At 35.5% G+C, this 23,152-nt stretch carries 18 protein-coding genes; 9 read left to right on the top strand and 9 right to left on the bottom strand.

Going from position 1 to position 23,152, the window contains the following annotated elements:
• Positions 1-103 precede the first annotated feature (103 nt).
• From HNP25_RS19435 to HNP25_RS19450, 4 genes are all read right to left on the bottom strand, one after another.
• Positions 104-2,578 carry an ABC transporter permease gene (locus HNP25_RS19435; RefSeq protein ID WP_184137029.1) on the bottom strand — a complete coding sequence of 825 codons (2,475 nt, stop codon included), beginning with the start codon at positions 2,576-2,578 and terminating at the stop codon, positions 104-106.
• A gap of 113 nt (positions 2,579-2,691) precedes the next feature.
• Positions 2,692-5,070 carry an ABC transporter permease gene (locus HNP25_RS19440; protein ID WP_184137031.1) on the bottom strand — a complete coding sequence of 793 codons (2,379 nt, stop codon included), beginning with the start codon at positions 5,068-5,070 and terminating at the stop codon, positions 2,692-2,694.
• A 133-nt stretch (positions 5,071-5,203) separates the two neighbouring features.
• Positions 5,204-7,600: an ABC transporter permease gene (locus tag HNP25_RS19445; RefSeq protein ID WP_184137033.1), complete on the bottom strand. Its 2,397-nt coding sequence runs from the start codon at positions 7,598-7,600 to the stop codon at positions 5,204-5,206.
• Between the two features lie 109 nt (positions 7,601-7,709).
• A complete protein-coding gene (locus HNP25_RS19450) occupies positions 7,710-8,387 on the bottom strand; it encodes an ABC transporter ATP-binding protein (RefSeq protein ID WP_184137035.1) in 678 nt (225 codons plus the stop codon).
• A gap of 285 nt (positions 8,388-8,672) precedes the next feature.
• On the opposite strand from HNP25_RS19450, the gene HNP25_RS19455 reads away from it, so the two are divergent.
• On the top strand, positions 8,673-9,023 hold the full coding sequence (locus HNP25_RS19455; RefSeq protein WP_184137037.1) for a four helix bundle protein: 351 nt from the start codon (positions 8,673-8,675) through the stop codon (positions 9,021-9,023).
• Positions 9,024-9,127: 104 nt separating this feature from the next.
• Here HNP25_RS19455 and HNP25_RS19460 read toward each other — a convergent pair whose 3' ends face one another.
• Positions 9,128-10,387 carry an efflux RND transporter periplasmic adaptor subunit gene (locus HNP25_RS19460; RefSeq protein ID WP_184137039.1) on the bottom strand — a complete coding sequence of 420 codons (1,260 nt, stop codon included), beginning with the start codon at positions 10,385-10,387 and terminating at the stop codon, positions 9,128-9,130.
• A 391-nt stretch (positions 10,388-10,778) separates the two neighbouring features.
• Here HNP25_RS19460 and HNP25_RS19465 point away from each other — a divergent pair, with 391 nt between their 5' ends.
• From HNP25_RS19465 to smpB, 4 genes are all read left to right on the top strand, one after another.
• Entirely contained in the window at positions 10,779-13,220 is a 2,442-nt protein-coding gene (locus HNP25_RS19465; protein WP_184137041.1) for a penicillin acylase family protein, read from the top strand.
• Between the two features lie 98 nt (positions 13,221-13,318).
• On the top strand, positions 13,319-13,729 hold the full coding sequence (locus HNP25_RS19470; RefSeq protein WP_184137043.1) for a hypothetical protein: 411 nt from the start codon (positions 13,319-13,321) through the stop codon (positions 13,727-13,729).
• Between the two features lie 246 nt (positions 13,730-13,975).
• Complete coding sequence (locus HNP25_RS19475; protein WP_184137045.1) at positions 13,976-14,572, top strand: OmpH/Skp family outer membrane protein; 597 nt, start codon at positions 13,976-13,978, stop codon at positions 14,570-14,572.
• A 124-nt stretch (positions 14,573-14,696) separates the two neighbouring features.
• Positions 14,697-15,152 (top strand): SsrA-binding protein SmpB, encoded by a 456-nt coding sequence (smpB, locus tag HNP25_RS19480; protein WP_184137047.1) that lies wholly within the window; start codon positions 14,697-14,699, stop codon positions 15,150-15,152.
• Positions 15,153-15,197: 45 nt separating this feature from the next.
• Here smpB and HNP25_RS19485 read toward each other — a convergent pair whose 3' ends face one another.
• The 3 genes from HNP25_RS19485 to HNP25_RS19495 all read right to left on the bottom strand — a co-directional run bounded on the left by HNP25_RS19485 (position 15,198) and on the right by HNP25_RS19495 (position 18,972).
• Positions 15,198-16,961 carry an ABC transporter ATP-binding protein gene (locus tag HNP25_RS19485; protein WP_184137049.1) on the bottom strand — a complete coding sequence of 588 codons (1,764 nt, stop codon included), beginning with the start codon at positions 16,959-16,961 and terminating at the stop codon, positions 15,198-15,200.
• Positions 16,962-17,104: 143 nt separating this feature from the next.
• Positions 17,105-18,304 (bottom strand): L-2-hydroxyglutarate oxidase, encoded by a 1,200-nt coding sequence (lhgO, locus tag HNP25_RS19490; protein WP_184137051.1) that lies wholly within the window; start codon positions 18,302-18,304, stop codon positions 17,105-17,107.
• A gap of 119 nt (positions 18,305-18,423) precedes the next feature.
• Positions 18,424-18,972 carry a hypothetical protein gene (locus HNP25_RS19495; protein WP_184137053.1) on the bottom strand — a complete coding sequence of 183 codons (549 nt, stop codon included), beginning with the start codon at positions 18,970-18,972 and terminating at the stop codon, positions 18,424-18,426.
• 268 nt (positions 18,973-19,240) lie between these two features.
• Between HNP25_RS19495 and HNP25_RS19500 the strand changes: the two genes are divergently transcribed.
• From HNP25_RS19500 to rplI, 4 genes are all read left to right on the top strand, one after another.
• Positions 19,241-20,083, top strand: a complete 843-nt coding sequence (locus HNP25_RS19500; RefSeq protein WP_184137055.1) for an OmpA family protein — start codon at positions 19,241-19,243, stop codon at positions 20,081-20,083.
• Between the two features lie 121 nt (positions 20,084-20,204).
• The gene (rpsF, locus tag HNP25_RS19505) at positions 20,205-20,576 is read left to right on the top strand and encodes a 30S ribosomal protein S6 (RefSeq protein ID WP_184137056.1); all 372 of its coding nucleotides are present in this window, start codon (positions 20,205-20,207) and stop codon (positions 20,574-20,576) included.
• Positions 20,577-20,610: 34 nt separating this feature from the next.
• Positions 20,611-20,862, top strand: a complete 252-nt coding sequence (gene rpsR, locus HNP25_RS19510) for a 30S ribosomal protein S18 (protein ID WP_184137058.1) — start codon at positions 20,611-20,613, stop codon at positions 20,860-20,862.
• Positions 20,863-20,970: 108 nt separating this feature from the next.
• The gene (rplI, locus tag HNP25_RS19515; RefSeq protein WP_184137060.1) at positions 20,971-21,414 is read left to right on the top strand and encodes a 50S ribosomal protein L9; all 444 of its coding nucleotides are present in this window, start codon (positions 20,971-20,973) and stop codon (positions 21,412-21,414) included.
• A gap of 105 nt (positions 21,415-21,519) precedes the next feature.
• On the opposite strand, the gene HNP25_RS19520 is transcribed toward rplI, so the two are convergent.
• Positions 21,520-22,746, bottom strand: coding sequence for a hypothetical protein (locus tag HNP25_RS19520; protein ID WP_221432516.1), 1,227 nt, complete (start codon positions 22,744-22,746; stop codon positions 21,520-21,522).
• Between the last annotated feature and the right edge of the window lie 406 nt (positions 22,747-23,152).

Genomic DNA, 23,152 nt, shown 5'->3' on the forward strand with positions numbered 1-23,152 from the left:
ACTTTCGGATTTTAGGACTTTCGGATTTTAGGACTTTAGGATTTTGGAGGTTTGGTGAAAAATTTACTCCTCACTCAGCACTCAAAACTCCCAACTCAAAAAATCATTCTGTTCGTAAACTTTTCACTGGGTTCATCAAAGCGGCTTTTACTGATTGATAACTTACAGAAATCAAAGCAATGGTGATAGAGGCGATACCGCCCAACGTAAAAATCCACCAACTAATATCAATGCGATAAGCGAAATCTTGTAACCATTGATTCATCGCCCAATACGCAATCGGCGTAGCAATGAAGATTCCTAAAATGACTAATTTCAAAAAGTCTTTCGACAGCAATTGCATGATTTGCATCACCGAAGCTCCTAATACTTTGCGAATGCCAATTTCTTTGGTGCGTTGTTGGGTTGTAAAAGCCACTAAGCCAAATAAACCCATGCAAGAAATCAAGATAGCAACGCCCGTAGCGGTGTTGAGAATTTTGGCAAAGCGTTCTTCTTTTTCATAGAATTTGGCAATACTTTCATCAAAAAAATGCGGACTAAATTCTTCATAACTATTAGGATAAATTTCCTTGTAAGCTTTTTCTATTTTGGCTAAAACAGTTTTGAAATCAGTCGAAGATTGTCCTTTGCTATGAATTTTTACGTTGATAGCAGATTCATATTTAGTTTCCGACATCATATACAAAGGCTGAATGGCTTTGTGTAATGACTGTAAATGAAAGTCAGCCACAACGCCAACGATGGGTAATTTATAATCTCCTTTTCCACCCGAATAAACTAAAAAGTGTCCAACGGCTTGTTCTGGCTTTTTGAAACCCAATGCTTTTGCGTAAGTTTCGTTAATGATAAACTCTTTGGCGGTGTCGCTATTGGTGATATTTCTGCCTGCCAAGATTTTTATCCCAAACATCGGTATATAATTTTCATCAATCGTTCTTCTATGAACATCTAATTTGATTTCCTTTTCGCCTTCCTTATAAGTTACTCTGTTGGTAGAATAGCCATTTCTTGCTGGTGTTTCTCCAAGACTAACAATTGCTATTTCAGGAATTTGCTTTAGTTTTTGAATGAGTACGTTCTTCTTGTTACTGTTTACGTCATTCCAATCTGTGTGAAAATTAACGATGGCATCTTTTTTAAAGCCGAGGTCTTTACTAAGCATATACTTCGACTGCGTAGCCACAATGATTGTTCCTAAAATAAATACTTGCGAAGCTGTAAATTGAAAAGTAATCAAAGCTTTACGAAGTAGAGCAGTTCGAGTTTGTCCGCCAGACGATACTTGGTTTTTCAAAGACGAAACAGGCTGATATGCTGAAATCATCCAAGCAGGATACAAGCCTGATAAAACACAAGTGCCAAGCGTGATGATGCCTAAAAAGCCTAAAATATTTGGACTTAAAACATTAAAAGATAATTCTTTCGGAATAAATTCTTTGAAAATCCAAAGAATAGGTTCTACTAAAAGAACAGAAAAAAAGACGGCTAACGTGGTGATAATAAATGTTTCACATAAAAACTGAATCACTAAAGTTTTTCTATTACTTCCCAATACTTTACGAACACCGATTTCTTTAACACGAGTAATAGATTGTGCGGTTGATAAATTAACGTAATTGATGGCAGCAATCAAAAGTAAAAATCCAGCGATTCCCAACAATGTGTAAAGCGTTGGTAAATGTACTTGTCTTGAAAAATTGTCTTGTAATGTATCACTAAAATGAATATCCGATAAAGCTTGCAATGACAGCATTCTACCATTATTCCACTCATCTTTTTGGTCAAGATGTTTTTTTAGAAAAGCAGGAAATTGAGCATTTACAGTATTTGCTTTGGCATTTTGAGTAAGTTTTACAAAAGCCATTGAACTCGAATTGGTGTTCGTCCATTGGTCTAATTGAAATTCTTTACGCCAATTTTTGGCTTCGATACTTTTGAAAGAAATAAAGTTTTTAAACTTAAAATCAGAATTAACAGGAAAGTCTTTCACAACGCCCGTTACAGTTGTCGCCAAAGAATCATTGAAGTATAATTGTTTGCCTAATACTTGTGCTAAAGGAATTTTGCCAAAATACTTTTCTGCTTCTGTCTGGCTTAATACTACTTGGTTGGGCGTAGTGAGGGCTGTTTTGGGGCTTCCTGCTAACCATTCGTAATTGAAAATTTTAAAATATTCTGGCTGACAAACCAATACTTCTGAATTGTCATTTTTCCAGATTTTAGCTGGATTTTTACCGTCTTTTTTGTCGTTTGGTAAAGATGTTCTTGCACTCCAAACATGACAAGCCGATAGATACTCTATACCCGAAATTTCTTGTGCAAGAGAAGCGGGCATTGGAGCAGACAAACCTGGGTTATAATAATTTTCTCCTTGCTGGCCTTTGAAACCAGAAGTTACTCTATAAATTCGTTCACGGTCGGGTTGAAAATCCTCAAAACTCAGTTCAAAGCTGACAAGTAAATAAATCACCAAGCAGGCACTTACGCCAATTGCCAAACCCAATATATTAACGAAAGAATAAACCTTGTTTCTTAACAAGATTCTCAAAGCGATTTTTAAATGATTTTTGAACATGGGTTTGGACTTTAGGATTGATGACTAAATGACTAAAGGATTTTGGATTAGGAGTTTTGACTTTTGGTGAAAATGTACTCCTCACTCAGCACTCAAAACTCCTAATTCGAAAATTATTCTGTTCTTAAACTCTTCACTGGATTAGCCGAAGCGGCTTTTACGGCTTGATAACTTACTGTTAGCAAAGTAATTATTAAAGCCCCAAAACCCGATGCTGCGAAAATCCACCAAGAAATTTCTGAACGATATTCGTAGTTTTTCAACCAGCCATTCATAAAGTAATAAGCAATTGGCGTGGCGATTAAGAATGAAATCATGACCAACATCACAAAGTCTTTTGATAATAATTGCCATAAATTGAAAATTGAAGCACCCAGTACTTTTCTGACACCAATTTCTTTCGTGCGTTGTTCAGCCGTGAAAGAAGCCAAACCAAAAATGCCTAAACAAGAAATGAAAATTGCCAAGCAAGCAAAGAAAGTAGCGAGTTTACCAATGCGTTCTTCGCCACTGAATTTTAGAGCGTATTGTTCGTCAGCAAATTTGTAATCGAACGGACTGCCTGGATTGTATCTTCTAAATACTTCGCCTACTTTTTCCAAAGAGGCGGAGGCACTCATGGCAGGATTCAACTTGACATTGATAATATTTGCCCAACCATAATTGATAAAAAATATTGTTGGTTTAATTGGCTCATAAGGGGATTCCATCACCATATTTTTAATGACACCCACGATACGATAATTTTTATCGTTCCAATTGATATTTTTTCCAACAGGATTTTTCATACCGATAAACTTGGAAGCCGCTTCATTCAAAATCATTGCAGAAGTATCAGTTGAAAAACTTCTTGAAAAATCTCTACCTTCTACAAATTGCCAACCGACTGATTTTGCATAATCATGCGAAACGGCAATTACTCCGAAAAGTGCTTGTAGATTTGGGTCTTTGCCTTCCCAATTAAAACCGATTTGGTTGGAATAAACTGCCGTTGTAGGACTTGATGACTGCGACATTTCATACACTGCTCCCGTTTTTAATAAATCACTTCTAAGTGCATCGTAATGCCCAACAAGTTCAGGAGTATTGATGTTGATGGCAATCAATCCATCACGACTATAACCAATTGGGCGGTTTTTGGCATGTTGAATTTGACGATAAACGATAATTGTTCCGATGATTAAAGTAACTGAAACGGTAAACTGAATTACTACCAATACTTTCCGTGGAACGGCGGCAAATCTTCCCACACGAAAAGTACCTTTAAGTACTCGGATTGGGTCGAAAGACGATAAGTAAAATGCTGGATAACTTCCAGAAACCAAACCTGTAATTAATGAAAACGAAATACTGAGTATCCAGAAATAGGGATTTGTCCAAAGAATGGACATTTTTTTATCTGATAATTCATTGAACCACGGCAAAGTAAGCGTGACCAACACAAGCGTAAGCACAAAAGCAAACACTACAATGAGTAAAGACTCGCTTAAAAACTGAGTAATTAATTGCGAACGAACCGAACCAATTGCTTTACGAACGCCTACTTCTTTTGCACGTTTTTCAGAGCGAGCAGTACTTAAATTCATAAAGTTGATGCAAGCCAACAAAAGTACAAACACGCCAATAATGCCAAATAACCATACAAACTGAATACGTCCGCCAGCTATTTTACCGTCTTTAAATTCAGAATATAAATGCCATTTACTCATCGGATGCAAGAAAACCATCGGTTTGGCTGCATCTTGTTTGTCGTGATTAAATTTTACTAATCTGATTTTTGCGGATACTTTATCAAAATCTGCATTTGGATTTAGCTCTGCAAAAGTTTGAAATGAGTTATTATTCCATTGGTCTTGCGAGTTTTTTACCCAACTTTCGGTAGCCAGATACATTTCCCAAGGCAATACATAAGTTACTTCGCTGAGGGTGGTATTGTGTGGTAAATCTTCATAAACGCCCGTTACTTTTACATTGGTTTTGTTATCTACTTTAATGATTTTATTAATCGGGTCGGTATCACCAAATAAAGCAGTGGCAACTGATTCAGAAATAAGAATAGAGTAGGGGTCTTTCAAACCTTTTTGCGAACCTTTCAACATTTTGAACGAAAACATTTCTGGGAATTTGGGTTCTACAAAATTTCCTGTTTTGGTGAATTTTCTATCGCCCACTGCCAAAATATGTTCAAAGTTCCAAGAAGACAAAACTACATTTTTGAAATCTCCTGAATATTTAGCTCTTAGTTCTGGAGCTAAAGGCAAAGGCATTGCCGTTTGCGAACCTGTAACGCCATTCCAAGTTTGGTTTTGCATCACTTGTGCCAGACGGTCGTATTTTTGATGATACTTATCGAAAGAAATTTCATCGAAAATCCAAAGTCCAATGAGCATCGCAACTGCCATTCCTACCGAAAGACCAACGATATTTATTGCCGAGAAAGCTTTGTTTCTCAACAAGGTTCTAAGAGCAATTTTGAAATAATTTTGTAACATAATTTTAACGATTAGGATTGATGACTTTAGGATTAGAGGACTACAGGATTTTAGATTGCGGATTTTAGATTTTGTATTTCAGATTTCGGAAAATTTACTCCTCACTCCGCACTCAAAACTCCCAACTCAAAAATCATTCTGTTCTTAAACTTTTTACGGGATTTGCTAAGGATGCACGAACCGAACGATAACCTACCGTAATGCTGGCAATGAGTATCGTCGTAGCGATAGAAAGCAAGAAAATTCCAGCCCCAATGCTGATTCTGTACTCGTAATTCTGTAACCAAGCGTTCATGATCCACCAAGCAGCAGGAGCGGCAATCACAAAAGCAATAATGATAAGTTGTGCAAATTCTTTTCCGAACATCATTAAAATATTGCCAATACTTGCTCCCAATACTTTTCTGATACCGATTTCTTTGGTTTTTTGTGCTGCCATAAACGACACCAAACCGTAAAGTCCTAAACAACCAATTAAAATGGCAACCAAAGCAAAGAAGTTGATAAGTTTGCCCATTGTTTCCTCTTCTTGGTAAGCCGCTTGGATGGCTTCATCTACAAATTGATGGTTGAAATAACTTTCTGGATATACTTGATTAAAGCTTTTTTCTAAAGTTTTAATTACCTTTTGAAAATTAGCCGAACGTAATTTAACATTGACAGAATAGTAATTTGTAGCCAAGGTTGTCATGTATAAAGGTTCAATCGTTTGGGAAAGTGACTGTTGATGAAAGTCTTTTACAACACCCACGATTTCTACCTTTCGCCCTCTTGCTTCTATTTTTTTACCGATAATTTTTGCAGGGTCTTTGAAGTTAAGCTTCTTCGCAAAAGCTTCATTTACTACTACTTCTCTGATAGAATCAGAAGGGTAAAGGTTACGCCCAGCTACTAATTTTATACCGTATAAATCTAAATAATTAGCGTCAATGCTTTTAACATGAGTACTCCATTTTTCGTCTTCTCCACGATTGTCAAATCTTAAACTTGTGCTATTTACCCAGCCAGATTGCGGTGGACCCGACATTGAAAAACTGATTTTTTCTACATCAGGAACAGCCGAAGCCAAATTCTTGAAGGTATTCATTTTGACAACATCTTGCTTCGACATAAAAGGAAGACTAATGGTTAAGATAGATTCTTTTTTGAAGCCTAAATCCTTATTCTGAAAATACGACAGTTGGCTTGTCACTACTGCCATGCCAATAATTAGCATTTGCGAAATGGCAAACTGAACGACTACTAAACTTCTTCTTACAGAAAAACCGCCTACTTGTTGCGTTGAAATTTTGCCTTTCAAAGCCATTACGGGTTGAAATCCTGCCAATACTAAAGCTGGGTACGCTCCAGAAAGTACGATAACGGCAAGAATGATAAGGACAACATACAAGATAACAGAGGCATCGAAGTAGAAAGTAAATCTGAAAGCTCCATCTAAGTACTCACGAGCGATTTTCTCTCCAAATTGAAATAATACAATTGAAATCAGCAATGAAGTAATCGTAATCATGGCGGTTTCTGCCATAAATTGCCAAAACAATTGTGCTTTTGAACTTCCTAAAACTTTGCGAACACCTACTTCTTTAGAACGTTTCAAAGCCTGAGCCGTTGCTAAGTTGACGAAGTTGATACTTGCTGTAATAATTAAGAAAATACCAATGGCAAAGAGTGATAAAATAAGGTTTTTGTTGATGCCGCCGTAGTCTTCTGAAAAGTGAATTTCTTTCAAAGGCTGCATTACATAGTGAATATATTTCGCTTCATCTGGACGATATTTTTTTACAAAAGCAGGCATTAGTTTGTCCCAATTAGCTTTGGTGAATTTTTCGTTCAATGAAACTACACAACGAGTACTGCTATTTGTACTTCCGAAATTATCGTTGATAGAACCATAATATTCTTTCAAACTGGCATACGAGGGCATTACTTCGTAGGCAAAATCTGTATTGTCTTTATAATCTTTGAAAACGCCAACGATTTTAAGGTTCAAACGACCATCGTGTTTGATGATTTTGCCGATAACATCCGTTGTGCTGAAGTATTTTAACGCATTTTTTTCGCTGATAACAACTGTATTAGGATTTTTTAGCTCTTCAAAACCACCTTGAATCCATTCATAGTCAAAAATTTTAAAGAAAGAAGGTTCAACAAAAGCACCTTCGCCTGTTTCTTTAAATTTTTTGTCTTCGCCATTTGCCGAAGGAATAGCTTCGAAATAATCTTCTGCTAATTCCGTCATCGAAAGGTTTTCGATATTGGGAAAATCTGTCAAAACAGCTTTTCCCAAAGGATAGGGGACACCCGGAGAATGAAAATTTTCACCACCTTCTCTCGAAACAAATTCACTTACGATTCTGTAAGTATTTTCATATTTGCTATGATGTTTATCAATACTGAAATGGTAGCGAACTAAAGCAAAAATCAACATGGCACAAGTAAGCCCTAAAGACAAACCTGCAATATTGATAAAAGCGTAACTTTTGTTCCTCAAAAGGTTACGAAAAGCGATTTTTATATAATTGGTTAACATGGTTTTAAAGGTTTTTGCAATTGATATTTAGTGAGTTGTGAATGAGTGAATTAGTGATTAAATAAGAGTAAAATCACTCATTCACAATTCACTAAATCACTCAATAAGGTTATCCCAAAATATTTTCCATCACCACTTTCCCATCCAATAAACGAATGATTCTGTGGGCGAAACGTGCATCGTGTTCAGAGTGTGTTACCATGATTACAGTCGTTCCAGCTTCATTCAACTCTGTTAATAACTGCATTACTTCATTACCATTCGTAGAATCCAAATTACCTGTAGGCTCATCGGCTAAGATTAATTTTGGTGTATTCACAACGGCACGAGCTACAGCACAACGTTGTTGCTGACCACCCGATAATTGTTGTGGAAAGTGATTTCTACGGTGCATAATTTGTACTTTTTCTAAAACTGCTTCTACTTTTTGTTTGCGTTCGGCAGCATCTACACCCAAGTACAACAATGGCAATTCTACATTTTCATATACTGTTAGTTCGTCAATCAAGTTGAATGATTGAAACACGAAACCAATATTACGTTTGCGGAGGTCAGCACGGCGGCGTTCGTTGAAATGGATAATCTCTTCGCCATTGAACATAAAGCTACCTTTTTCGGCATCATCCAACATTCCGATAATGTTCAATAAAGTAGATTTACCACAACCAGAAGGTCCCATGATGGCTACAAATTCACCTTTCTTTACTTCTAAAGAAAGCTTATTTAAAGCAACCGTTTCGATGTCTTCGGTACGGTAAATTTTTTCTAAGTCTGTTATTTTAAGCATGATTTTAGGATTTATTAGCTTTGAGCTTTGAGCCGTGAGCTATGAGTTTTTAGTTTTTAGCAATGAGCTTTTAGCGTTGAGCCATGAGCTATGAGCCATGAGCTTTGAGTTTTAGATTAAGCTTTTTATCTTTAATTTATATTTTTGAGTAAATTGTTACTATCTTTTAGCTGTGAGCTATCAGCTTTGAGCTACGAGCTTTTTTATTTACACTAAGTAATCTCAAAGCTTTTAACTAAAATCTCAAAGCTGATAGCTCACAGCTCAACGCTAAAATACACTACAATGAGAGATTTTAAGAAACTACAAGTTTGGCAAAAAAGCCATTTACTCACTTTAGAAATTTATAAAACCACTTCTTTATTTCCGAAAGATGAACTCTATGGACTTGTGAGCCAAATGCGACGTTCTTCTTCTTCTATTCCAACTAATATTGCCGAAGGTTGTGGTCGAGAAAGTAATATTGAACTCAACCGTTTTCTGACAATTGCTAAAGGCTCTGCTTCCGAATTAGAATATCAATTGCTTTTAGCGAAAGATTTAAACTATATTGATTCAGTAACTTTTTTATCATTAGATGAAAAAATCAACGAAATCAGAAAAATGATTTATGGATATGGAGCGAAGCTTTTGTAGCTTTTTAGCTATGTATGAGCCATGAGCTTTGAGCTTTTTTTGATTTATTTATCCCAAGAACAATTTCAGGCAAAGCTAAAATCTCATAGCTCACAGCTAAAAAGCTACTTCTGCTTCTTAATCACCAATTCCTGCATATCTCCGTAGTTTTCATAACTTGAAGTCACTACTTTGTCGCCTGGTTTTAAGCCTTCTAATACTTCATAGAACTCAGGGTTTTGGCGACCCAACTGAATGTCAACTTTATAAGCTTTTTGTCCGTTTTCACCTACTTTGAAAATCCAGTTTCCGCCAGTTTGCTGATAGAAACCACCTTTTGCTAATAAAACCGCTTGCGTTTGGTCGCTTAATGAAAGACGAACTTGAAGCGTTTGTCCACGACGAATATCACTTGGTGGCGTTCCTACAAATTCCATATCTACTTGGAATCTACCGTTGGTTACTTGTGAATATACTTTTTTCACACGGAGTTTATATACTTTATCCGAAATGGTAAAATCGCCAGTTAAACCAATGAATACTCTTGAAATATAATGCTCGTCAATATCAGCACGAACCTTAAAACCACTGAGTACATCAATTTGTCCTAATCTTACACCACGCACTTTGTTCTCCCCGATTTCGGCATTTCTTGAAGTAAGCTGACCCGCCACTGGTGCTTTTACCACTAAATCAGCAGCCTTTTTTCGCATCAATTTCAAGGTTTCTTGCGTGCGGGCTACGGTTTCTTTCATTTGTGTTAATTGTGTTGCCGTTGTGATTGAATCTTGTTTCAAGGTTTTTTCAATCAAAGATTTACGGCGGAGGTTATAGTTATATAGGTTTAGAGATGAGCGATAATCTTGTTCTGAAATCACTTTCTCTTTGTGCAAACGGCTATTCAATTCATATACTCTTTTGGCTTCTACCAATGCGTTATCAATATCCGCTAAGTTAGCTTGCTGACGAATGGTGTTTTCACGAGCTAAATTTTGAGTGTATTGCATTTGTGTAATCAACTGGAAAACAGAAGTTTCACGGTTTGCTAAATCCAATTCAAGGTCGGTATTCGATAATTTTAACAGTGGCTGTTCTTTCTTTACGATTGCACCATCTTCGACATACAACTCTTCAACTCTACCGCCTTCAAGGGCATCTAAGTAAATGGTTTGGATAGGCATCACAATTCCGTTTACAGGAATAAATTCCTGAAAGCTTCCTTTGCTTACTTCCGAAATCATAATTTTATCTTCTTCCACATTCAGTTTACTCTTGCCTGTGGTGCTGAAATAACTTGCTGCAATCAGTCCAATTACTGCTACGCCACCCACCCACGGAAGAATGCGTTTAACTGACCATTTCTTTTTTTCGATTACTCTATCCATTGTATTGAAATTAATTTAATAAGATTAGATGTGTTTCATCAATTATCCATTCTGTTTTGCATGATTTATTAACAAGATAATGCCAAAAAGTTAAGTGATTGATAGTTAGGTGTTTAATTGGATTTTTCTTGAAGAAGTGTTCGGAAATGATACACTTTTTGTTCGGAAATGAACAAAGATTGATTCGTGTTTTCAACAAAATTTGAATAGCGTTTAAACAGTAGAAAAAGTCGGGGAGTTTCTATTTCTTAAGTGTTACTTAACCATCCGAAAATATCTTAAATTAATTCTCAATCAAGATTCCTTCCTTTATTTCCTTGCGGAGCTATGTTTAATATAAAATTTCTCTAAATTAGTGCAATTATCGTCAAACTAACATTCACTGATTTCAATGAAATATTCTAAAGCCATTGTCTCGCTTGCTTTCACCATTGCTTTATGTTATGCACTTAATAGAGGTTGGGGAACAGCTCCTGCCTTTGGGCGTTTTCTGAGTCCTTTTACCGGTTTTTGGGTAAATGCCGAAAAACCTTTGAGCGATAAACCTGTTCAGGGTTCTTTACAATTAGCAGGTTTGCAGGATGAAGTAACCATTGAATATGATGAACTAGGTATTCCGCATATTTTTGCCAATAATGACCACGATTTATATTTAGCCCAAGGATACGTTACGGCGAAAGACAGACTTTGGCAAATGGAGTTTCAAACACATTATGCAGCAGGTAGGCTGACGGAAATTGTGGGTGAAAAAGCCTTGGAATCTGATAAGTACAACCGTAGAATGGGGGCAGTATATGGTGCGGAGAAATCTTTGGCAGGCATGATGGAAGACCCACAGTCGAAAGTAGCTTTAGAAGCTTACTCAGAAGGAGTGAATGCCTATATCGACCAGCTAAAAGTAAGAACATTACCCGTAGAATATAAATTGTTGGGTTATCAACCAGAGCGTTGGACGCCTATCAAAAGTGCTTTGTTCTTGAAAAATATGTCTTTCGTATTAGCTTCTGGCACAGACGATTTACGCATGACAAATATTTTGAGAAAGTATGGCAGAGAAGTAGCCGAAGAACTTTTTCCGAATTATCCTTTTGAAGAAAGTCCAATTATTCCAACAGGAACACCACAAGATTTTACACCACTACCTTTACCAAAAGCACCAGCTGACTTTGTAGGAACTGGAAGTATGAAAGCAAGTACCGAACGTGACAAAGGCATTGGTTCAAACAACTGGGCAGTTAGCGGAAGTAAATCTGCTTCGGGTTTACCCCTTTTAGCAAACGACCCACACCTTACTTTAAGCCTTCCTTCTATTTGGTATCAAATGCAATTGGTTGGGCCAAATGTCAATGTTTATGGTGCTACTATGCCGGGTACTCCGAATGTAATCAGTGGTTTTAATAAGGATATCGCTTGGGGAGTAACCAATGTAGGGGCTGATATAGTTGACTGGTATGAAGTGAAATTTAAAGATGCCAAAATGAATGAATATTGGCACGACGGACAATGGAAAAAGATTACTAAGCGTCCTGAAAGATACATTATGAAGAATGGAGAAGTTGTGTTAGATACTGTTCTGTTTACACATCATGGTCCAATTGTATATTTAGATAATGAAAAACCATTCAAGAAAAATATTCCGACGGGTCATGCACTTAGATGGATTGCACACGATAAATCGCAAGAATTAACAACTTTCTATCAGTTAAATCGTGCCAAAAATTATGATGATTATGTAAAAGCTTTAAGCTTCTACGCTGCACCAGCACAGAATTTTGTCTTTGCAAGTAACCAAGACGACATTGCACTTTGGGTAAATGGTAAATTTCCATTGAAAGCGAAATTACAAGGGAAGTATATTTTAGATGGAACCGATAAAATGGCAGATTGGCAAGGGTTTATTCCTCATGCACACAATCCACATGTGAAAAATCCAGCGAGAGGCTTTGTGAGTTCAGCCAATCAATCATCTACCGACCCAATTTATCCATATTATATCAATTGGGAATTTGCGGCATCAGAACGTGGCAGACGCATCAATCAGCGTTTGGAAGGCATGAGTAAGATTACAGTAGATAGTTTAAGAGCTTTGCAAAACGATAACTATAATCTTAAAGCGGCTGGCATACTGGACAAATTAATCAGCTTGGTAAAAGCACCAACAGCCAAACAAGCCAAAGCCATCAAAGTATTGCAAACTTGGAATAAACAAAATGATGTAGGCGAAATAGCCCCAACGATTTTTGAAACATGGTCGAATTTATTGTACGAATCTATCTGGAAAGATGAATTTGCTTACGATGAAAATATTCCGATGAAGTATCCATCTTTGGATAAAACCATTCAGTTAATCAAGCAAGAACCAACTGCAAAATGGTTTGACAATGTAAATACAAAGAACAAAGTAGAAACATTAGAAGAATTAGCCAGTACTTCCTTAACCGCTACTTTGGATAGTTTAGCAAAATGGCAAAAAGCCGATATGGGCGATACTTGGGCTTGGGCAAATTATAAATCTACCGACATCAAACATTTAATTCCTGGTTTGGATGCTTTCAGTAAAATGAACGTGAAAATTGGCGGAGGAACTGGGATTGTCAATGCCACAACCGAACGCACAGGCCCATCTTGGAGAATGATTATACAATTAGGAAAAAATAATGCTGTGAAAGGTTACGGTGTAATTCCGGGTGGACAATCAGGAAATCCGGGAAGTCCGCATTATGATGATATGGTTGAAACTTGGCGACAAGGAAAACTCAATGAGTTATTGTTCCTACAAAACAAAAACGAGAAGTCAGCAAGAATCAAAAAAACAATCAAACTAACGAAGTAAGGGCATAATATTAGCAACGTTTTTATTTATCAAATACAATTATTAGAAATTTGAAATGCTAATTACCAATCACTATTTACTAATCACCACACTTTAAGATGGCAAATAATATTTCAACAAGCGATAAAGAATCTACTTTTTTAGGAAAATTAGTTTCAGCATTTTTTAGTCCACTTACCTCTATCATTATTATGTTGGCTTTTGTGAGCCAATACTTTTTTGATTGGTGGGTCATTGCATTAGCGGCTTTTACAGCCTGTTATTTACAGGCAAAATCTAGCGGAGAAGCCTTCCGAAAAGGAGCAGGAGGCATTGCGATGCTTTGGCTTTTGGTAACTTTATATTATCATATTGCTACAGATGGTATCCTTTCTAGCAAAATTGCAAGCATTTTACCTTTGAATGGAAACGCTGGACTTTTAATCGTTATTACGGTTTTGATTGGCGGTTTAGTAGGCGGTTTTGCAGGCATGAGTGGTTACTTAGTGAGGAGTTCGCTCAATAAATAATTGGCACGAAGGCTTTGAAAATGAATGAAAGCACTTAAATTGTAACTTCTTAACAATTAAATAACTTATTGGTAAGCGTGCTTTTTGATATTAACTGTTTGATTTTCAGTATAATGTTGTGCTGAATACTTCATTTTCAAATTGCCACAAATTTAGTATATTTGTTAAATTTTTATCTTCTAAATACCCCAACCGAAGACAAACATAATTCAAAAATTATCCCTTGGGGCAGGGGCTTTAACTGAAATGAAAAAATTATCCCTAATCTTGTGCAGTGGCTTATTAGCAATTGGATGTTTCTCGTGTGATAAATCTGCCAACAAGGAAACCGCTACTGCTGGTTCTTCGACATCAGCCGCTGGCGAAAAGAAAACAGTTTATGTCAATACAGATTCATTATTGGCAAACTATCAATTTTACAAGGATGCTCAAAAAGAATTTGAAAATAAGGGCTACCGTTTACAAGTAGATTTGGGTCAACGTGAAAGAGGCTTACAAAGTGAATTACAAGCGATTCAACAAAGAGCGCAAACAATGACACAAGCAGATTTACAAGCTGCCGACATGATGTTGAAGAAAAAAGGTTCTGAATTACAGCAGTACAGCCAACAAAAACAAGCAGCTTTAGCTGAAGAACAAGGCAAAAAAATGCAAGAATTGTATGCTAACATTCGTGAATACATCAAAAAACATAATGCTGAAAACAAATTTGAATTCGTATTAGGTTATACTTTGAGTGGCGGTGGAATTCTTTTTGCAGACGATAGTGCAGACAGAACTAAGGAAATCGTAGAAGGCTTAAACAAAGAATATGCTGAGAAAAAAGGACCTGAAAAGAAATAATTAAGATTATTCTTTAAAGTTTTTATAATTTTGTCAACGAAAAAGCCGTACAGATTTACTGTATGGCTTTTTTTAGCAAGAATTCTCCCTACACTTTTTCAAAAACAGATTAAACTATATCAAGATGGCAAAGGAAAGCATTGAAAAAAATATAGAAATTAAAAATAGAAGAGCATCGTTCGAGTACTTTTTTATTGAAAAATTCTCGGCAGGTGTGATGTTGATGGGAACAGAAATTAAGTCGATTCGTCAAGGAAAAGTGAATTTGACGGATGCTTATTGTTTGTTCTTGAATGAGGAATTGTACATCCGACAAATGAATATTTCGAAGTACAACGAAGGAACACATTATAACCACGAGCCACTCAGAGACCGTAAGTTATTATTGACCAAAAAAGAGATTAAGAAACTACAGAATAAACTGAAAGACCAAGGTTTAACCATTGTTCCAACAAGAATGTATATTTCTGACAGAGGTTTTGCGAAGATAGATATTGCTTTGGCAAAAGGTAAAAAACTATACGATAAGCGTGATTCTATCAAAGAAAAAGATGTGAAAAGAAGTATGGAACGTGAATAAAATCAGTGATTTAATACGTTCCATATTAAATCACTGATTCGCATTTTACTCTATTTCAATAGAATCTTTTTCACCAACTTGTTGTCTCCACATCGCATAATACAAACCTTTGTTGTCGAGTAATTCTGTATGCGAGCCATTTTCTACAATTCTACCTTTTTCTAAGACAAAAATCTTATCGGCGTGCATAATTGTTGAAAGTCTGTGGGCAATCACGATGGTAAGATGAGTATGTCCTTCCGATACTTCACGGATAGTTTCTGAAATTTCTTCTTCCGTTAATGAATCTAAAGAAGAAGTCGCTTCATCAAATACCAATAAATTCGGGTTACGCAATAAAGCTCTGGCGATACTTAAACGTTGTTTTTCACCGCCTGATACTTTTACGCCACCCTCTCCAATAACACTGTCGAGTCCTTTATCGGCACGTTCTAACAGCGTATTGCAAGCCGCTTTTTTCAGTACATCCAAACATTGTTCATCTGTAGCAGATGGATTCACGAATAATAAATTCTCACGAATGGTGCCTGAAAACAGTTGAGTATCTTGTGTTACAAATCCAATGCGTTCACGCAATTGGTCGAAATCAATTTCATTATAGTTATGTCCATTGAAAAGGATTTTTCCTTCTTTCGGACGATATAAACCTACTAATAATTTCACCAAAGTAGATTTTCCCGAACCCGATGGTCCAACAAAAGCAATGGTTTCACCTTTCTTCGCTTCAAAAGAAATTTTGCGAAGAGCATCTTTATTAGCAGATTGATGACGGAATTTAACGTCTTCAAAAGCCAAAGTGTCAATGCTGATAACGGGATATGGATTTGTAGGTTTTACTTCTACAGGAATTTTAAAAATATCTTCAAAATTCTGTAATGAAACTTCTGCTTCACGATAAGTATTCACCACATTTCCAATTTCTTGTAAAGGTCCAAAAAGGAAGAAAGAGTAAATATTCAATGAATAAAATTCACCAATGGTGATTTTGTTTTCGTAAATCAAATAGATTAACACCAACACCATTAAAGCACGAATGAAGTTTACACAAGTACCTTGCACAAAAGACATCGAACGGACATAACGTACTTTTTTGAGTTCGAGGGCTAAGATTTTTTGCGTAGTAGCATTGAGTTGGGCAATTTCTTGTTTGGCTAAACCCAGTGATTTTACTAATTCAATATTGCGTAAAGATTCTGTGGTAGAACCTGCCAAACCTGTAGATTCTTTTACAATTTGAATTTGAATCGTTTTGATTTTTTTACTTAACACCGAGCTAATCCAAGCGATCAAAGGCCCTGTTACCAAGAATAAAGGCAGAATCATCCAATGTACCGAAAAGGCATAAATCGAGATAAATATCAAAGCAATAACCGATTGGAAAAGAATATTGATTCCGACAGAAATTAGTTTTTCAACATCAACTCTTACTTTTTGTAATTTACCCAAAGTTTCACCTGAACGTTGATCTTCAAAAGATTCATAAGGTAATTCAAGCGAGTGGCTAATGCCATCGGCATAAATTTGTGCTCCTACTCGTTGGGTAACAGTACTGATAAAGTAATCTTGAAAGTTTTTAGCGACTCTACTCACAAAAGCGACTCCGATGGAAGCACCAGAAAGTGGTAAAATGGCATAAAGGAATTCTTGAACGGTGTGATTATCGGAACGATAAACGGTGGCTACATCATCAATGATTTTTCGGAAAATGAAAGGGTCAAGTAATGAAAAAATTTGATTGATGGCAGCTAAGAGCAATGCTCCTAAAACTGTGGTTTGGTATTTTTTGAGGTAACGGTAAAGTATTTTCATGTGGATAATTTGCTGAATTAAAGACTACTTATTAACCCAATGCTCAAAAAATAAGTTCTCAGGAAACAAATTGCCCTAAAATGAAACAGCCACAAAACTCATTTAAGAGAATTCTGTGGCTGTTTTTGGTATATTATGTTTATTTAAAATCGCTTTAATGCCATTTCAGAAACAGTTTGTCCGATTGATAAAGACGATGTTGCCGCTGGCGAAGGAGCATTCAAAATATTGATTACTTTTTCATCTTCAATGATTGAGAAATCATCGAGTAAACCACCAGTACGGTCGCAAGCTTGCGCTCTAACACCTGCACCTCCTTCAATTAAATCTGATTCTTGAATATCTGGAATTAATTCTTGTAAAGCTTTGGTAAAAGCTGCTTTCGAGAAACTTCTGTACATTTCACCTAAACCAGTTTCCCAATATTTTGCCGCTACTTTCTGGAAACCGCCCCAAGTAAGCGTATCCCATAATTCTTTTGGGTCGATGTCTAATTTTTTATAACCTTCTTTTCTGAAAGCCAATACAGCATTGGGACCAGCCTCAATTCCACCACGCATCATTCTAGTAAAATGTACTCCTAAGAATGGGAAATTTGGATCTGGTACAGGATAAATCAAGTTTTTTACTAAATAATGTTTTTCAGGACGAATCTTAAAGTACTCTCCACGGAAAGGAACAATACGCACATCAATCGGTCTGTCTTGTGACATTTGGGCTATTTTATCAGAATACAAACCTGCACAATTGATGACCAATTTGGTTTCGTAAGTATTTCTTTCTGTTTTGATGATTGATAAAGAATGTCCTTTGGTTACGCCAGTTACTTTTTCATTAAAGAGTAGTTCAGCACCAAGTGTTCTTAATTTATCCGCCATTTTTTGCGAAACGACTTTATAATCAACAATACCAGTTTGTGGTACCCACATTCCTTCTACACAAGTAACGTAAGGTTCATATTCTTTTACTTCGGAAGCAGAAATTTTACGTAAACCTTCCAGCCCATTTTGCTGACCACGGATATAAAGGTTTTCTAATTGTTGGCGTTGTTCGTGTTTGGTTGCCACTACAACTTTCCCCGTCAATTCGTAAGGAATATTTTCTTGATTACAAAAATCAATAAGTTGATGATAGCCTCTAATACAGTTGGTTGCTTTCAGTGAACCGGGTTTATAATAAAGCCCAGAGTGAATTACACCAGAATTATTACCTGTTTGATGAACGGCTACTTCACGTTCTTTTTCAAGAACCAAAATTTTCATTTCTGGTCGTTGTTCCTTGATTTTTAGAGCGGTAGCAAGCCCAACGATTCCTCCACCGATTACGATAATATCGTGCTGCATAATATATTTTAGGGTTTTCTCGTGTAATGTTTCTGTAAAAACAGGCTGTAAAGATACAACAAAAAGACCTGTGACGATTTAAAACATCACAGGTCTTTTCGAGAAGTCTTTTATTTCACTTATATCGGAGATAGTTTATAACTAGTTATAATTTCTGTAACCGAAGCTGGAGGTACGCCTAAAAATGCTAAATTCATCGACCAAGTAGCTTCATCAGTGCTATTTTGTTTCAAAACAGCGTGATATTCAATGACATCCTTATTAAAAGTAATAATATCGAAAAGTTCGACAGGATGGTTTTCGATAGTAAATTCTAGTTGTTTATCATTATTGAGTAATTTCCATTTCCCTTTTTGTACAACCAAACCTTGTTGAATACTTGTTATTGTACCGTCGGATTTGAAATTGATTTGGATTTTTGAAATTGTATTACTCAAGCCAACATTATTTTGTCTTGAAAATAATAGTTTATTTTTGGTACCAGCAAGCATGTTGATTTCGCTGTATTGCCAAAAACCGTTGACGAGCGTTTGCTTAACGCTAGTAGAGACAGAAGTGCTTTTTACACTTGATGGAACAACCTTTTCTAAAGGTGTTATACTTTCATCGCAACTAGTCATCAGCCCGATACACAGTATCGAGATGATAAAGAATAATGGTTTTCTCATGAAATTTAATGGCGGTTAAAATTCAATACAAATATATTAGTAAAAATGACTTAGACAAATGTTGAAAGTCATGCTGAAATTTATAATTATATTAACAAAGATAAATCCGTGATTTTCGTTATAAATTTACGATAAGCGTAGTAATTACTTTTTTTAAAGTTGAAAATTTTACTTGAAATTTCGCTTCTATCTTTTATTTTCATCGGAAGTCATCAAACCGAATACTAAAAACGTCTGAACTAATGAATTTTTTAAACGAATCAAACAGATGAAAACGATTTATCTCCTGCTCTTTTTGATGAGCTTATCTTCAGCTTTTTCACAAAATACCGAATCCGTCAATAAGCAATACTTTCATCTAAAACTAAAAGTGTTGGATGTTAATAATCGTAAAAGTATAGAAGGTGTTTTTTTGAAACTATATACGAGAAATAAGCCTGAAAGGATTGACTCAAGTATCGTAAAAAATGGATTTGCCATTTTTAAACTTGAAAAAGGAAATGATTATGAACTTTTAGCACAATTGGATGAATATCTGACTCAGCGAGCTAATTTTAATGCAGCTTGTTATCAGCAAGATTCCAGTAAAGTATTTTGTGTTTCGGGAATGGATATTGAGCATATCAGTAAGCTATCTAAACAAATTAATTTAATAGAAGCTTCGATGAGTATGAAGAAAATTAATTTGAATGATGTTTTGGGGCTTGAACATATTTATTATGACTTTGATAAATGGGAAATCAAAAAAGATGCTTGGGAAGGATTACATAATTTAATTCAATTGCTGAAAGATAATCCGAATATCAAAGTAGAGTTGGGTTCTCATACCGATAGCCGAGCAGATGAAGTTTATAATATGATTTTATCTCAAAAACGTGCTGATGAAGCCGTCAATTTCATCGTAAAGAAAGGTAAAATTGCCCAAGAACGAATTATCGCTAAAGGCTATGGAGAAACACAGTTATTGAACCGTTGTAAGGATGGCGTAAATTGTTCAGAGCAAGAACATGCACTTAATAGGCGAACAGAAATTAAAGTTTTAGGGTATAAAATCAATAATAAAGTACCAGCACAACAAAGAGGAACAGCTATTTCTGGGGCGAGAAATTAACAAATCTTGCGAATATCAACTCTATCTTGCTGATTATCAAAAACTTTCTTGGTAACATTTTGTAATTACAAACAGAATGTGTAATTTTGCACTCCAATTTTTAAAACAACATTACATACTTATGGAATTACGTAATTATGAAACGGTATTCATCTTAACTCCCGTTTTGTCTGAACAGCAGACAAAGGATGCCGTTGAAAAGTTCAAAAAAATCCTAACGGATAACAATGCTGAAATCATTAACGAAGAAGCATGGGGAATACGTAAGCTGGCGTATCCTATTCAAAACAAACAAACTGGTTACTATTATATCGTAGAATTCAAAGCTGAAGGAACGTTAGTAGCTAAATTGGAACTTGAATACAAGCGTGACGAAAAAGTGATTCGTTTCTTGACAACTGTTCTTGATAAGCACGCAGTTTCATACAACGAGCGTAAGCAAAAAGGTTTGGTAGGTAAGAAACCAGTTGCAGCAGAAGCTAAAGCAGAATAAGTAAGACATTCACGAAATTCAACATTTTGAAATCATGACATTAGTAAACGAACCAGTTGACAAAAGCGTAATCCGCAAAAAATATTGCCGTTTCAAAAAATCAGGCATTAAATATATCGACTACAAAAACCCTGACTTTTTATTGAAGTTAGTAAACGAACAAGGAAAAATTCTTCCACGTCGTCTTACTGGTACTTCTTTGAAATTTCAACGTAAAGTAGCTGTAGCTATCAAACGTGCTAGACACTTGGCTTTAATGCCTTACGTGGCTGACGGATTGAAATAGTTATCATAAATAAGGTTTTAGATAATAGGTTTTAGGTAATAAGAAATAGGCGAATAGTTTTAACTATTGCCTTTAAATAAAGCCCTGATACCTTAATAAAATAAAAAAATGGAAATCATCTTAAAGACTGACATCGCAGGTCTCGGTTATAAAAATGACGTAGTTAACGTGAAACCAGGATATGGCCGTAACTACTTGATTCCACAAGGTTTCGCAGTTCAAGCGACGGGATCAAACAAAAAAGTTCTTGCTGAAAACATCAAGCAAGTAGCTCACAAGGCTGAAAAAGTGAAAATTGACGCTTTAGCTTTAGCTGAAGCTATCGGTGATATTACTTTAGCAATTGCTGCAAAAGTAGGTGAAAGCGGTAAAATCTTTGGTCGTGTTACTACTATCCAAATCTCTGAATCTTTGAAAGAAAAAGGATTTGATGTAGATAGAAAGAAAATTGCTTTGGATACTGAAGTGAAGTTTGTTGGTGATTTCACTGCAACACTTGACTTACACAAAGAAGTGAAACACAAAGTGAAATTCACAGTAGTAGCTGACTAATTTATTGAAATGGTTTAACAACCGTTTGATGAATTTTTCTTATAATAAAGAAAGCATCCCATAATTGGGATGCTTTCTTTATTATGTGCCTGTTGCTTCCGTAATTTAATTGATAGTAGTGCTGTTGATATTTAAGTCGTAGTGTGTTTTTGCTAGGACTTTTACGTTGTTGTTGTAAAAACTAAAGAGGTAAATGTCATAGCTATCATTCGGTAGGGTTGCGTAATGTATTTTTTCTTCAAAATCATTTTGAATTAAATTGCCCTTTTTTAATATATTTCTGATTGAAGGAGCTTTTTTACTTACAGGAAAAAGAATGCTATACTTATTTGACCTAAATATTACAAAAAGGTTTTCGTCAAGACCATGATATGAAAAGCCAGTAGGATTTCTAATAATAAAAAAAGGAAATTGGAATAGGGCTTTTGGAGATTGATTGTTTTTTTCAAGCGAAGTTTTCACAAGTATATTCTTTATTAAAGAACCAGTTTCTGGAGTAAATTGACATACACCTTCCTTCAAAGATACTGCCACTACATCGTTTACGAACTTCATGTCACCTTTTCTAAGACCATGCAATCCACTTGGGAATTTTATTGGAAGCTTTGAAAGTAATACTGGTTTCATTGTTTCATGGTCATCAAATGTTCTGGTAGAATCATTTCTAAAGAAAAAATACCTTTTATTCAAACTAAAATTTGCACTAAAAACTTGCATTTCCATTCTTTTGTTGGCAAATTTTGTAAGAGAAATGGCATAAGTATAAGCCATAAAAACAAATGAAAAAGCTACTGAAATCCCTACAAATGTTTTTATGAGGACTTTGTTTTTTGAAAAAGTATTGATTTTTGAAAAAAGATATAAATAAGTACAAGCCGTTAATAACAAAGGATAAATCATGTACCTTGATTCCTGTTTGCCATTTCTTAAAAAGAAAGTCAACACGATAATCGCCAAACAAATAGACATTACGCCAAAAAGGAATAGGTTTGTTTTTTTCCCTTTTGTAAAGTAAGTCTTTAATACTTCTATCCCGAAAGATATGTAACATGAAAAAATAAGGAATCCAAAGGTATAATTAAGAATGGTATTTATTTTGAGTTGTGAGGAAATAGGTTCAATTAACAAGCTTGGCATTGCTATAATCGCTATTAATTCTTTTGGATGTTTTAGCCTTTCAAGAATTACACTTGTGCTTGGAGTATAATCTGGTTGTGTATAATTAGCATAGTAAAGAAACATAACTATGATAGATACAATTAGCCAATAAAAAGCATTTTTGTTTGCTCGTTGTAATGAATATAATACAAAACCGACAGGTGCTAAAATCATGCTAGGGGCACTCGTACTAATCGATAGGGCAAAAAATACGATACTCAGAATTAGTTTATTTTGTGTAATAAAGTAAATAGCAAGTACCATCAATAATACGACCGTATAATTTTGCAAAGATGCCATTGCCTATAGTGCATTCTCGTACGTCAGTGGTGAAAACAGTAAAATGCTTATTGGCACTAAAGCTAAGTACCCCATGTTAGCAAACTGTTTTACAAGTAATCTTAGCAAAACTAATATTGAAGAGATTCCTATCAACATGAATACTTTATAGTTCAATGTCCCCACAACACTGTAGTATAAAAACATGGCTCAATCCTTAAATTAGGCTGATGACTTTTAATGTATATTTTTGTATTCAAAACATATAAGATATGCAAATACAACTACATAAGATTTTAGA

This window comes from Arcicella rosea, from assembly GCF_014204325.1.
Taxonomy (GTDB): Bacteria; Bacteroidota; Bacteroidia; order Cytophagales; family Spirosomataceae; genus Arcicella; species Arcicella rosea_A.

Coding starts and splice junctions, on each gene's coding strand:
- HNP25_RS19435 (WP_184137029.1), bottom strand. CDS start 2,578: ATGTTCAAAAATCATTTAAAAATCGCTTTGAGAATCTTGTTAAGAAAC.
- HNP25_RS19440 (WP_184137031.1), bottom strand. CDS start 5,070: ATGTTACAAAATTATTTCAAAATTGCTCTTAGAACCTTGTTGAGAAAC.
- HNP25_RS19445 (WP_184137033.1), bottom strand. CDS start 7,600: ATGTTAACCAATTATATAAAAATCGCTTTTCGTAACCTTTTGAGGAAC.
- HNP25_RS19450 (WP_184137035.1), bottom strand. CDS start 8,387: ATGCTTAAAATAACAGACTTAGAAAAAATTTACCGTACCGAAGACATC.
- HNP25_RS19455 (WP_184137037.1), top strand. CDS start 8,673: ATGAGAGATTTTAAGAAACTACAAGTTTGGCAAAAAAGCCATTTACTC.
- HNP25_RS19460 (WP_184137039.1), bottom strand. CDS start 10,387: ATGGATAGAGTAATCGAAAAAAAGAAATGGTCAGTTAAACGCATTCTT.
- HNP25_RS19465 (WP_184137041.1), top strand. CDS start 10,779: ATGAAATATTCTAAAGCCATTGTCTCGCTTGCTTTCACCATTGCTTTA.
- HNP25_RS19470 (WP_184137043.1), top strand. CDS start 13,319: ATGGCAAATAATATTTCAACAAGCGATAAAGAATCTACTTTTTTAGGA.
- HNP25_RS19475 (WP_184137045.1), top strand. CDS start 13,976: ATGAAAAAATTATCCCTAATCTTGTGCAGTGGCTTATTAGCAATTGGA.
- smpB (WP_184137047.1), top strand. CDS start 14,697: ATGGCAAAGGAAAGCATTGAAAAAAATATAGAAATTAAAAATAGAAGA.
- HNP25_RS19485 (WP_184137049.1), bottom strand. CDS start 16,961: ATGAAAATACTTTACCGTTACCTCAAAAAATACCAAACCACAGTTTTA.
- lhgO (WP_184137051.1), bottom strand. CDS start 18,304: ATGCAGCACGATATTATCGTAATCGGTGGAGGAATCGTTGGGCTTGCT.
- HNP25_RS19495 (WP_184137053.1), bottom strand. CDS start 18,972: ATGAGAAAACCATTATTCTTTATCATCTCGATACTGTGTATCGGGCTG.
- HNP25_RS19500 (WP_184137055.1), top strand. CDS start 19,241: ATGAAAACGATTTATCTCCTGCTCTTTTTGATGAGCTTATCTTCAGCT.
- rpsF (WP_184137056.1), top strand. CDS start 20,205: ATGGAATTACGTAATTATGAAACGGTATTCATCTTAACTCCCGTTTTG.
- rpsR (WP_184137058.1), top strand. CDS start 20,611: ATGACATTAGTAAACGAACCAGTTGACAAAAGCGTAATCCGCAAAAAA.
- rplI (WP_184137060.1), top strand. CDS start 20,971: ATGGAAATCATCTTAAAGACTGACATCGCAGGTCTCGGTTATAAAAAT.
- HNP25_RS19520 (WP_221432516.1), bottom strand. CDS start 22,746: ATGATTTTAGCACCTGTCGGTTTTGTATTATATTCATTACAACGAGCA.